This window comes from Longicatena sp. (assembly GCF_982403165.1).
In genome coordinates this window covers 1-12,665 of sequence record NZ_CEVYEL010000065.1, presented here as the reverse complement: position 1 = coordinate 12,665, position 12,665 = coordinate 1, and the positions used below count along the sequence as shown (strand labels likewise).

General features: G+C 38.4%; 10 protein-coding genes. 9 read left to right on the top strand and 1 reads right to left on the bottom strand.

What is annotated here, in order from left to right; genetic code table 11:
- Positions 1 to 112: 112 nt before the first annotated feature.
- The 8 genes from AC1VS3_RS11330 (at position 113) to AC1VS3_RS11295 (ending at position 9,712) form a co-directional block, all read left to right on the top strand.
- The gene (locus AC1VS3_RS11330) at positions 113 to 964 is read left to right on the top strand and encodes a hypothetical protein (protein WP_481275653.1); all 852 of its coding nucleotides are present in this window, start codon (positions 113 to 115) and stop codon (positions 962 to 964) included.
- Positions 965 to 1,072: 108 nt separating this feature from the next.
- Positions 1,073 to 1,777 (top strand): ABC transporter ATP-binding protein, encoded by a 705-nt coding sequence (locus AC1VS3_RS11325; protein WP_008687291.1) that lies wholly within the window; start codon positions 1,073 to 1,075, stop codon positions 1,775 to 1,777.
- Positions 1,778 to 1,785: 8 nt separating this feature from the next.
- Complete coding sequence (locus AC1VS3_RS11320; RefSeq protein ID WP_008687292.1) at positions 1,786 to 2,706, top strand: SufB/SufD family protein; 921 nt, start codon at positions 1,786 to 1,788, stop codon at positions 2,704 to 2,706.
- 247 nt (positions 2,707 to 2,953) lie between these two features.
- On the top strand, positions 2,954 to 3,565 hold the full coding sequence (locus AC1VS3_RS11315) for a thermonuclease family protein (protein WP_008687293.1): 612 nt from the start codon (positions 2,954 to 2,956) through the stop codon (positions 3,563 to 3,565).
- Positions 3,566 to 3,687: 122 nt separating this feature from the next.
- Positions 3,688 to 4,401: a LytR/AlgR family response regulator transcription factor gene (locus AC1VS3_RS11310; protein ID WP_008687294.1), complete on the top strand. Its 714-nt coding sequence runs from the start codon at positions 3,688 to 3,690 to the stop codon at positions 4,399 to 4,401.
- Positions 4,402 to 5,586 carry a sensor histidine kinase gene (locus AC1VS3_RS11305; protein ID WP_008687295.1) on the top strand — a complete coding sequence of 395 codons (1,185 nt, stop codon included), beginning with the start codon at positions 4,402 to 4,404 and terminating at the stop codon, positions 5,584 to 5,586.
- A gap of 273 nt (positions 5,587 to 5,859) precedes the next feature.
- Entirely contained in the window at positions 5,860 to 7,899 is a 2,040-nt protein-coding gene (locus AC1VS3_RS11300) for an ABC transporter ATP-binding protein (protein ID WP_227160528.1), read from the top strand.
- Positions 7,874 to 9,712, top strand: a complete 1,839-nt coding sequence (locus AC1VS3_RS11295; RefSeq protein WP_008687298.1) for an ABC transporter ATP-binding protein — start codon at positions 7,874 to 7,876, stop codon at positions 9,710 to 9,712. Before AC1VS3_RS11300 ends, AC1VS3_RS11295 begins: the two co-directional genes overlap by 26 nt.
- Before the next feature lie 177 nt (positions 9,713 to 9,889).
- Here the strand turns inward: AC1VS3_RS11295 and AC1VS3_RS11290 are convergent, their stop codons facing one another.
- Positions 9,890 to 11,089, bottom strand: a complete 1,200-nt coding sequence (locus AC1VS3_RS11290) for an FprA family A-type flavoprotein (protein ID WP_008687300.1) — start codon at positions 11,087 to 11,089, stop codon at positions 9,890 to 9,892.
- A 359-nt stretch (positions 11,090 to 11,448) separates the two neighbouring features.
- On the opposite strand from AC1VS3_RS11290, the gene nagA reads away from it, so the two are divergent.
- A complete protein-coding gene (gene nagA / locus AC1VS3_RS11285; protein ID WP_008687301.1) occupies positions 11,449 to 12,588 on the top strand; it encodes an N-acetylglucosamine-6-phosphate deacetylase in 1,140 nt (379 codons plus the stop codon).
- Positions 12,589 to 12,665 lie beyond the last annotated feature (77 nt).

Genomic DNA, 12,665 nt, shown 5'->3' with positions numbered 1-12,665 from the left:
AATATTTGAAAGTATAGTGTTTATACGGATAATCAAAAATTAGATATAAAATTTAATAGAAATAAAACATCGCTTATCAAAAATAGAAGGTTTAAAAGACTATCAAAGAGAATTGGAACAGCGCTATGAAGAAATCAGCCAGAAACTGGAAGTGGCAATGCATATCGCAGAAAAAGAACAACAGGATGTTGAAAAACTCCAGCATGCCTCTTTAGCCAGCTTAGCAGCCTGGTTTGCGAAAGATAAGGAAGAGCGCTTAGTCAAAGAAGAACAGGAAGCTGTTAAAGCAGCTATCCTAGTCAGTCGACTACAGCAAGACCTAGAAATCACCAATGCCGAATTAGTAAAGTGCGAAGAAGAAATTGCTCAAGAAGATGCTTTACGCGGCGCTTTGGAAGAAATGCAAAAACAGGAAGCTTTGCAAGGGGAACATGGCAAAGAGGCAGCAGAGCTATACAGCCAATTGGAACAGGAACAATTATTGGATAAAGAACTGCAAGAGGCTATTGCGGCAAGCTATGTTGTTACGGATAAGTTACGTTTCGCTGTATCTGAAATGAGCAGTGCATCTGATTGGGGCATGATGGATATTGCCGGAGGCGGTATGATGACATCCATGATCAAGCATTCGCATGTAAAAGAAGCATCGAAAAAAATTGCCCAACTGCAACAAGATTTGTTACGTTTACAAAAGGAAGTTAAGGATGTGCATAGCATTGATATCGCGCCAATGGAAATAGAGAGCTGGCTAAGTACAGCAGATATCTTCTTTGATAATTTCATCTTTGATTTTATGGCGTATTCGAGAATTAATAAAAGCCATGAACAACTGAAAGCAGGACTTGAAAATATCATTGCTTTACAAGATCAGCTATTGGATGAAAAGTGTCAGTGTTTAGAACGACAAAATGCATTACATACAAAAATACAAAGGCTTTTTGATGAAATGGAACAGGATGAGTAGACCTGTTCTTCTTTTTTTACTATTTTTACATGCTTTCCAATCAAATCATGCTATATTTTCCAAATTTTGTGATAAAATAAAAAAGCGCGATATAAAGGAGCGATGAAGATGTTGGAATTAAAGCATGTATCCTTTGAAGTAGAAGGAAAACATATACTAAATGATATTACGATGACAATTGCGGATAATCAATTTACAGTCATCACCGGACCAAATGGCGGAGGGAAGTCTACCCTTGCCAAGATCATCATGGGAATCGAGAAGCCAACAAGTGGACAGATCTTATTTGATGGCGAAGATATCACCGAACTAAGTGTTGATGAGCGAGCAAAACGTAAAATCGGTTATGCTTTTCAACAGCCCCCACGTTTTAAAGGCATGAGTGTGCGGCATTTGTTATCACTTGCTCATGGCAAGGATCTGGATGAAGATGTCTGCTGCAGCTATTTAAGTGATGTCGGCTTGTGTTCGAAGGATTACTTAGACCGTGATGTGGATGCTTCCTTATCCGGAGGAGAAGTGAAACGTATTGAAATTGCGACAATCTTAGCCAGAGATTTAAAACTGTCCATCTTTGATGAGCCGGAGGCAGGTATCGACTTATGGAGTTTTGCGAAGCTGGTGGAAACTTTCCAGCATTTACAGGCACAATCTAAACAGTCCATCATCCTGATTTCGCATCAGGAAAGGATCATGCAGCTGGCGGATGAAATCATTATCATTGAGAATGGTCGCATGAAAACAAGAGGAACACGCGAGGCTATTTTGCCATCTTTGATGAATGAATTTGAGCCTTGCGGATTGAAAAAGTAGGTGAGCATATGGAAAACATGGAAAAAGACTTGTTACAGACAATTGCCGATATACGTGGCTTTATGCCGGGAAGTGCATTTAGTCTGCGAAAGAATGGTGAAGGCATTGAACGCCATTCTACTGAGCATGTCAGAATTAATGCCAAATTGGATAAACCGGGCATTGATATCATTGTCGATGCCAACACGGTAGGGGAAAGTCTACATATTCCGGTTATCTTAACCGACAGCGGTATTAAGGATGTTGTATACAATGATTTTTACATAGGTGAAAATGCAGATGTGGAGATTATTGCCGGCTGTGGTATTCATAACGATGGCTGTGATACATCTCAGCATGATGGCATTCATACCTTTCATATCGCAAAAAACGCAAAGGTGCGCTATGTTGAAAAGCATTATGGAGAAGGTAATGGCCGTGGTGGTCGTATCTTAAATCCGGTAACGATCATTCACATGGAAGATGGTGCTTATGCGCAGATGGATATGAGCCAGATCAAAGGTGTAGATTCTACGATGCGTAAAACCGAAGCGAACTTAGGTCCGCATGCCAAGTTGGTCATCAATGAAAAACTAATGACACATGGCAAGCAGACTGCGCATAGTGATGTAACCGTGAATTTGAATGGGGAAGACAGCGTTGTGCAAATCGTATCCCGTTCGGTGGGGAAGGATGACTCGATTCAGGTATTCCACCCTATTGCCATTGGAAACAATAAATCCCGTGCGCACATTCAATGTGATTCCATCATTATGGATCATGCAAAGATCAGCTCAATTCCGGAAATCGCAGCAAATCATGTGGATGCGGAAATTGTGCATGAGGCAGCTATTGGAAAGATCAATTCCGATCAGTTGGTGAAATTGCAGACATTTGGCTTAAGTGTAGAGGAAGCAGAAAAAGTTATCGTAGATGGATTCTTGAAATAGGATTCATCTTTTTTCATTGATGATATCGGTGGCACATGTATTTTTACCTAAGAAGCATCAGTATTAACAAAGGGCAAGCTTCATACCTACACGAAGGGTTACCTGCATATCTACACAAAGGGCTAGTTTCATACCTACACGAAGGGTTACCTGCATATCTACACAAAGGATACCTGCATCTTTAAAAGCGACTTGCTCAATGTAGGTGGTATCTAGTATAATAAAAGTCTTATAAAGGAGGAATAGGATGAAGAAATTCATTTGTTTATGTTTGGTATACTTGATATGTCTATTGCCAGTCCAGGCAAATACAAAACAAAAGGTTACCTTCAGTAAATGTACGGATGGCGATACAGCACATTTCATAGTCAAAGGGAAAGATACAACGATACGTTTTCTGGCTATAAATGCACCGGAATATACAAAGGAAAAAGAACCTTATGGAAAAGAAGCTAGTGCCTATGTGTGTGATGCCTTAACCAATGCCAAAACAATAGAATTAGAGTATGATGATGGCAGTGATGAAACAGATAAATATGGCAGAACCTTAGCCTGGGTGTATGCGGATGGGAAGCTTTTACAAAGAGAATTGGTGAAGCAAGGCTTAGCCGAAGTCAAATATATCTATGGGGATTATGCTTATACCGATGAATTAAAGAGTTTAGAAAAAGCAGCCAAAAAACAAAAGCTGAACATGTGGAGTGATGGCACATATGAAGAAGAAAAGACAGAATTACCATACTATTTAACAGCTGTTGGCGGTATCTTATTAATCTTTATTGGTGTTTTCTTTACGAAGGGGAAACGTCAGAAACAAAAACTGATTCGTCAGGGCATGAAACAATTAAAGAAGAAATAATGCTTCTTCTATAAGCAAGAGCCACCTGCATAAACCAAACTTAGGCAAGGAAAGGCTCTTTTTTCCTATGCTTGTAAGATAAAGCAACAACGCGTATAATGGAAACAGAATGGAGGGGTTTGATGCGTATCGCAATATGTGATGATGAGGCTGTGCAGCTGCAACTTATCGCAAACTATGTGGAAGAATATCAAAACATTTATCATCAACCTTTGACAATCGAATGCTATTCCAATGCGGATGCCCTTTTGTTTGCTTATCAGGAAGACTATGCCATCCCTATTCTATTATTAGATATCCAAATGAAAGGATTAAATGGCATGGAGCTGGCAAAACTCGTCAGAAAGTATTCCAAGGATACAATCATCATTTTTATTACCGGTGTCAGTGATTATGTTTATGATGGATTTAATGTACAGGCTTTAAATTATCTGATGAAGCCTATAAAAAAAGAACAGCTGTTCGCTTGTTTAGATAAGGCAATAGAGAAACTAAATACACAGCAGCCAACCATCGCTCTATGTTGTGATAAACAGTGGCTGCGCTTTCCTGTAAAAGATATCCTGTATGTAGAAAGTGATGGTCATTATTTGGATGTTTATACGAAAAAACAATGTTATCATGTGAAAAAAACAATGAAGGAAATGGAGGAAGCGTTACCAACATCCCTGTTTTTTCATTTATCACGCAGTTATCTGATTCAACTTGAGGCTATCGAAAAAATCAATACACAAACGCTATGGATGAGCAATGGACAATGCATACCGATTCCCAAAGGGAAATACCGTCTGCTGAGCAAGGCCTTTATTGCCCATCATTTTAAGGAGGCTATGTAAATGGAACTCTTGGCTATAGCATTTGCCTTATGCAGCATTTATCTGTTACAGTTACAACTTTTCCATTTTGATTCTGGAAAAACTAAACATATGGTATTGTGGCTGTTGATTTTATGTAGTTTTGGGATAGGGTATATGCTCCATGTTCAATTTGTTATTTGGTTAAGTGGGTTCTTTCTGCTGTATTGTTTTCTTTTCTTTTATTGTGATGCCACCTTGTATGATAAACTGCGATATGGTCTATTTAGCATACTTGCGTTTTTCATCGATTATCTTGTCATGGTATGGCTGTTGGCAGCGCCTGTTTGGATCATTGCTTTATCAATGGTTGCGATACAGTATGGTATCTTATTGTATTTACAGTTACATGTCACTTGGTTTATGCTGTTATTACATAGTGGAGTTAGCGTGCTGGTTTGTTATCTGGCGTTGCAACAGCCAAGTGCAGGCATTTTCTTGTTGCTATGGATAGGAATGGTGCAGTATTTGCATGGGCAATATGCAGCGAACTTTGAGAAAAATACCAGAGCATTTCAAGAAGATGTAATGGCGCATCATTATGCGGAAGTAAAAAGTGTTTATATGAATATGCGTGGCTGGCGGCATGATTATCATAATCATTTGCAATCTTTAAAAGCGTATTTGCAGTTAGGACAGTATGAAGAGGCAGATGCCTATTTGTTTGAGCTGGAAAAAGATCTCGATAGTGTTGATGCTTTGGTAAAAAGCGGTAATTTGATGGTTGATGCGATTCTCAATTCCAAGTTGACCATCGCAAAACAAAAGCAGATACATGTGCAGTGTAAAGCACATGTCGCAAAACATATTGCGATACGTGATATTGATTTATGTGTTATCATTGGCAATTTGTTAGATAATGCCATTGAAGCATGTGAGATGTTAGAGGAAAAGGAACGTTTTATCAGGATTTATATAGAGATTGTGAAGCAACAGCTGTATATGTCGTTTACGAATGCAGCTATGGAAGATCTGAATTTCAATCAAAAGAGCTATATCAGTGAAAAGCGTGGAAATCATGGGCATGGCATGAAGCGGGTAAAGTTAACGGTTGAACGTTATGATGGTTACTTAAACTTGCAGAATGAACCTGGTGTATTCGTTAGTGAAATCATGTTGCCGATTGTATCCTGTGATGAAGAAGCAGCAATCGAAGCTTGCACATAAAGCATAGCTTCACGATATGCACCTTTTGCAATGTTCTGATAGAAAGGGATAATATTCTCTTTTAAAGGCATATAGAAAACGACGTTTTATGAACGAAAAAAGGGATTTCGTGAATGAAATGTCTTTTTTACTATTGTTTTGTTATACTTTTCCATAGAAACATTTTAGAAGTCATACGATAGCTTAAGAACTGTCAAACAATGGAGAAATAGGAGGATTGTTTTGCGGTTAGGAATCGTTATGAAATCATGATTTCATGTATTGACTGTTGGTATGAGAAAGGTTGATGTTATGACTAGAGAAGAAATACGAAAGAACTATCGCTATAAAGATAATATGCGGATGTTATTAAAAGATATCGGTTGTTGTGGAAGACAATATTATGTGTATATGGTGTTGGAAATTATTTTAAAAACCATTGCACCAATTCTTCTGATGCTGCTTCCTGTTTATTTAGTTGGCTTGTTGGAACATCAGATAGATCTTGTTACGATCTGTGAGAAACTGAGTATATGGATCGTCGGGATTCTAGGTATTTATCTGGCTGATACATGGTTTCATGCGCAAAACATGCGCATCTTTGAAATGTTGAGAATGGCATTGTACATGCATCGTTTTTATAATTGGCGTGTGCATATGGATCTTTTGAGCTTAGAGAATGGTGAGAATAACGAGATGGAAATGGAAATTCGCCAGGCGCTGTTGCAGGGAAGCAGTCATGGTGTTGGAGCTTTGTTAGAAAGCAGTATATCACTTGCCAGCAGTGTGTTAGGTTTGTTGCTATATGCCATTTGCATTGGACAATTGCAGCCATTTCTACTGTTTTTGATTATGATTGCCGGTGGTGCAGCCGCGTTTGCAAAACGGCGAGCTAATATTTATGAATACCAAAAGATGGGACGCTTCTGGGAGAACAATGGTAAGTTTTGGGGTATGAAGAATGATAGCATCAATTTGGAAAAAGCCAAAGATATTCGCATGTATCATTTAGCTCCATGGTTTGCGGATAATTTTGAACGCTTGCGTAAAGAAGCAGTAACGATTTATCAAGATGTCATGCAGAAACGCTTTTTAGCAGATGCTGCCGCTAGAATGGCGACCTTTCTACGGGATGGGGCAGCTTATGGATATTTGCTTTATCTCATGATCAATGGAGATTTGGATGTTGCACAGTTCTTGCTTTACCTAGGTGTTGTCAGTGGTTTTACAGCATGGATGCAAACAATTGTTGAAACGTTGACCATCTTGAATCAGGAGTCTTTGAGTGTATCGTTTCTACAGGCATATCTGGCACAGGAAGATAAAGATCAAAAGGAAGGCAGACAAGAAACGGTGGCTATGGAGAGTAAAGAAGTTCCAGAAGTATCTACTACATCTCAACCACAAGAAAACGCAAAAACGCATCTTGAAGCTACAAATGCGCTTGAAGATAATAGGCTGAAAGAATGTCATGAAATACGTTTTGAGGATGTGAGCTTTGCTTATCCGGGGCAGCCACCCATCTTTGAGCATTTTAATATCACCTTGCATGCCAATGAAAAAATTGCTTTGGTTGGTATGAATGGAGCCGGCAAAACGACACTGGTAAAACTGTTATGTGGTTTGTATCCTTTAACATCCGGACATATTTATGTAAATGATATGGATATTGCACAAATTCCTCATGAATTATATGTTTCGATGTTATCCATCGTTTTCCAAGACTCACAGATTTTTGCCTTTGACATTGCCAGTAATGTTGCCTGTACGACTAGCCAGGACAAACAAACGCTCAAGAGCAAAGATGCTGCTATGAATCGATTATTAAAGAAGATGCAGTGTGGCGATACCTATGCCATCTATGATGAAGAACGTATTTTAAGCTGTTTACAAAAGGCCGGTCTGCAAGATAAGATTGATCAGCTGCCACAGGGAATTCATACACATCTTACTACGTATCTGCAAAAGGATGGTGTTTTGTTAAGTGGCGGTGAAATACAAAAACTGATGTTAGCGAGAGCCTTATATAAAAAAGCACCTATTCTCATACTAGATGAGCCTACCAGTGCTTTAGATCCAATTGCGGAAAGTGAGCTTTATCAGAAATATGCCCAGTTAAGTGAGGGGAAGATTTCGTTATTTATCTCACATCGTCTAAGCAGTACCCGTTTCGCTGATCGTATTTTATTTTTAGAGCATGGTAAGATCATCGAAGAAGGCAGTCATGAGGAATTGCTTAAGAAACAGGGAGCTTATGCGAAGATGTTTCAGATGCAGGCACATTATTATCAAAAGGAGGCTGGAAGGAATGAAGAAATTATACCAAATGCATAAACAAGGCTTTCAGCTTTTACGTTTTATCTATCGTCTTGATCATTCTGCTTTACCAATTTTCTTATTACGCCATACCATGGAAGCTGTATCCCCTTATCTTCAAATCTTGTTTAGTGCCATCATTATTGATGCTTTATTACAACAGCATTGGGAAAAAGCCGGTTATACCATTCTCATCATGTTAATCGTTAATTTACTGTTTGGGCTTTTATTGGATTATGTAAAAAGCAAAAGTCAGGTTCGTTCCATGTCTGTTCATCGTCAGTTCAATGCGATGATTTGTTTAAAGACGATTGATCTAGACTATGCGACATTTGCGGATAAAGAAGGCTTAGAAGCTTTTTCACAAGCGGATGCGGCAATGGCGATTCATGGAGGATTTGGTCTGCTGCTTGAAATTTATACCGAAATGGTACAACATCTGTTATCGGTGAGCATTGCTATCGTATTGCTCTTGGAACTGTGTCAAAAATATGGGCAGAGGATGCCGGGGGTACTTGGCTTTTTTCTGACACCTGTTGGCTCGCTTTGCACACTATGTGTCTTATTTATCAGCTTACTGCTGTTATATGGGAAATCCGCAGAGTATGTCAATAAAAACAATTTGCAGATATTTGAGCATGATATGTCAGTGCATCAGGAAATGCAATATTTTGATAGTTATGCGTTCCATGCAGATAAGGGAAAGGATGTACGTATCTATCGTATGCAGCCAATGTTATTACAGGCATGGAATGCATTATGTGAACGATTGAATCAATCGCTTAGGAAAGAGTGGCAATATACACGCAGATCCACCTTATTTTATGTTTTTATCAATCATATCGTTATGTTATTGTCCTATATATTTGCCACGTTAAAGTTCTTCTCACACGCTATTTCGATTGGGGAATTCACGAAATATTCTAGTGCGATAGCCAAATTAAATGAAGCTTTGCGATCTTTGGTAGAAAATAATGGGCAGTTACGTACGATGATAGGGTATTTAAGCTATTATAGTGAATATATGAAAAAAGAGAATAAGTTGGATACCGGTACACTGCCTGTTGAAAAACGTTTAGACAATGAATTTGAAATAGCCTTTCATAATGTTAGTTTTGCTTATCCGAATACGAATACTTACGTATTAAAAAACGTATCCTTAACATTGAATTTGAAACAAAAGATTGCACTGGTTGGGCCAAATGGTGCCGGAAAGTCAACTTTTATTAAGCTATTATGCCGTTTATATGACGTGAGTGAGGGTTCTATCACTTTGAATGGGATTGATATTCGTAAATATGATTATCAAGAATATCTGAATCTGTTTGCGGCTGTTTTTCAAGACTTTACTCTTTTCGAGTTTCCGGTAGGAGAAAATGTCGCATGTGAACAGCAGTATGATGAAACAAGAGTTTGGCAAGTGCTACAACAGGCGGGAGTAAGAAAGCGTGTAGAACGCATGAAGGATGGTTTAGCAACGCCTATGTTTTATCGAGAAAAGGATGGCGAAGATGTATCTGGTGGGGAAGCACAAAAAATAGCGATTGCTAGAGCATTGTATAAAGATGCACCTTTTGTGATTCTTGATGAACCTACCAGTGCCTTAGATCCGATTAGTGAATATGAAATTTATACGCATTTTCACGACATGGTTAAAAATAAGACAAGTATTTATATATCTCATCGTATGAGCAGCTGTCGTTTCTGTGATGATATTCTAGTATTTGATCATGGACAACTGTTGCAGCGAGGGACGCATGAGGAATTGATGAAGGATACAAAACAGGTGTATGCGAAAATGTGGAAGGCACAAGCCAAATATTATGTGTAATTAATATCCGCATACGAGCAGTTGTTATCATAGTTACAATGTTGTGGTATCTTTCATAATAGCACACATAGAGAAGCACGCATAGAATAGCACACATATAATAAGCACGCATATAAAAAATTCTCACTCATCATAGTGCCTCTTTGAAGTACGTATGGAGTAAGAATTTTTTAATATTTAATTTGCTTTTATTTCTGTTGCTAACGTTTTACCTAGTTCCATTAAAGCATCGAGATCTTCTTGGGTTGGTGTATAATTCTGTGATACCACACCATCCTGTAATAAAGGCAAGCCAGCTCGTACAAGACGTTCATTTACCTGCTTTGTCACTACATCCGCCCAGCCATAGGAACCAAAGCCCAGAGCTTTTTTATTCTTTACCTTGCAGCTAGCTAGTTTTTCTAAGAAAGCAGCGATGCTTGGTGCCATAGCATTATTGTAGTTACCACTACCTACTAAAATAGCCTTAGCATCCAGTAATTCCTTCATAATAATAGCAGGAGAAGTTAGGGAACATTTAAAGATCTTTACACAAATCCCATTTCTTCCAAGTCCTTCTGCCAATGCTTCTGCCATCATCTGGGTATGCTTCCAAACACTTTCATACACAATAACCACTTTATCTTTTGCGGCAAATGTTGCAAATTCCTGGTAAGCATCAAATAATTCCTTTATGTATGTACGCCATATGATGCCATGCGCAGGGGCAATCATATCAATTGGTAATCCCATTTCTTGAATCTGTTTTAATTTATTGGCAACCTGCATACCATATGGCATTACAATATTTGCATAATAGTCTTTTGCCCGATCGATACATTTCGCTAAACCATGTGCATCATCAAAGATATCATAGCTTGCTATATGCTGCCCAAAGGCATCATTAGAAAAGACGATGTTTGCTTTATCCACATAGGTCAGCATGTTATCCGGCCAATGAATCATCGGCATTTCCACAAAGGTGAGCGTATAGTCACCGGTACATAGGGTATCACCGGTTTTTACTTTATGATAATCATATTCCTTGAAATATTGCTTCAACATAATTTTCACACCGGCATTGGAAGTGTATGGCTGCGCATTTGGATATGCCTGCATGAACTTCACAAAACCTCCGGAATGATCTGGTTCAGCATGCTGCACGATTACATTATCGATTGGTTTGTCCCCAATGATGGAATGAATGCGCTCCATCATAATGTCAAAAAATTCTTCCTCCACCGTATCAATCAAGGTGATCTGCTCATCAACGATCAGGTAGGAATTATAGGTTGTCCCCTCACTAATCGGAAATAGATCCCCGTGGAAATGGCGGCAGTTAAAATCATGAACACCTACCCAATACATGTTTTCTTTTAATTGAATGGCTTGTTTCATTTCAATCACTCCTTTTCGTATTGTTAATTTTATCACTTTTACCGTTGATTATTCTATGCTTTTCTTATATAAAATGAAAGTTATATGCTTAAAAATTAAGACATTTTATAAGAAATCAGAAAATTCTGTTAAATTAAAGCATAGAACTCACTAATAATTACTATAGAACTTACTAATAATAAATAAGAATAAAGAATAGGCGGATCTATCATACACAAGCATAACTTTTGTGGAATGCATCTTAAGGAAAGAGGAAAAGGAATAAAAAAACGAAAAAAAAGTCGCGTTTCTTTCTTTATCAAAAGGTTTGGAGTATAATAAAAGAGAATAAAAAAGGATGATTAAAGGAGGATTTTTTCATGATTATTCAAAGTAAACGCGTATGGGTCATGGGGCACTTCTTAGAAGCTCAGCTGGAAGTTGAAGATGGCAAAATCAAAAACGTTCTGGCTTATGGTGCTAAGGAAGTAGATAAAGACTATGGCGACAAACGCATTGTGCCGGGATTTATTGATATCCATACACATGGAGCATATGGCTTTGATACAAATGATGCAGAGCCTGAAGGATTGCGCAATTGGATGAAGAACATTCCTGAGGAAGGTGTTACCAGCATCTGCCCTACAACAATTACGCAGACAGAAGAAGTATTAACCAAAGCAGTACGCAATGTAGCTAATGTAGTGAAGGAAGGCTATGAAGGTGCGGAAATCTTAGGTATTCATTTTGAAGGACCTTATCTGGATATGAAATACAAGGGGGCACAGCCTGAACAGTGTATCGTAAAACCAGATGTAGAACAATTCAAACGTTATCAAACTGCCGCTGATGGATTAATTAAAGTTATCACCATGGCTACGGAACAAGATGACGATTTCAAATTGACGAAATATTGTGCAGAAACAGGTGTTCGTGTCAGCATTGGACATTCTGCTGCAACGATCGAAGAAGCTGGTATGGCAATCGCTAATGGTGCTACCGGTATGACACATATCTTTAACGGTATGACACCATTCCATCACCGTAAACCAGGTTTGGTTGGCGCTGCTATGCGTTTCCGTGATACATTTGGTGAAGTAATCTGTGATGGAAACCATTCTACACCAGATGCCTTAAATGATTTGTTTATGGCAAAAGGAAGAGATTATACGATCATGATTACTGATGCTTTAATGGTAAAGGGCTTGCCAGTAGGTACCAAAGTATTGTTCGGTGGTAATGAGATTGAATTGTATCCGGATGGAAGTGCACATTTGACAGATACCAAAGGCTTAGCTGGTTCTACTTTAAAAGTAAACCAGGGCTTAAAGGTATTGGTTGAAAAGGCAATGATTCCTTGGGATTATGCCATCAATTCTTGTACGATCAACCCAGCAAGATATTTAGGTGTTGATGATCGTAAGGGTAAATTAGTAGCCGGTTATGATGCGGATATCGTTGTATTAAATGATGATTATTCAGTAGAAATGACTTACTTAAAAGGAAAAGAAGCATTCTAAAAAGAAAATAGGCGGTATGGGTGTCTGATCAGCTTGTGTCAAGTAGACACACAAAATAATTAAAACATTTTTGTCCA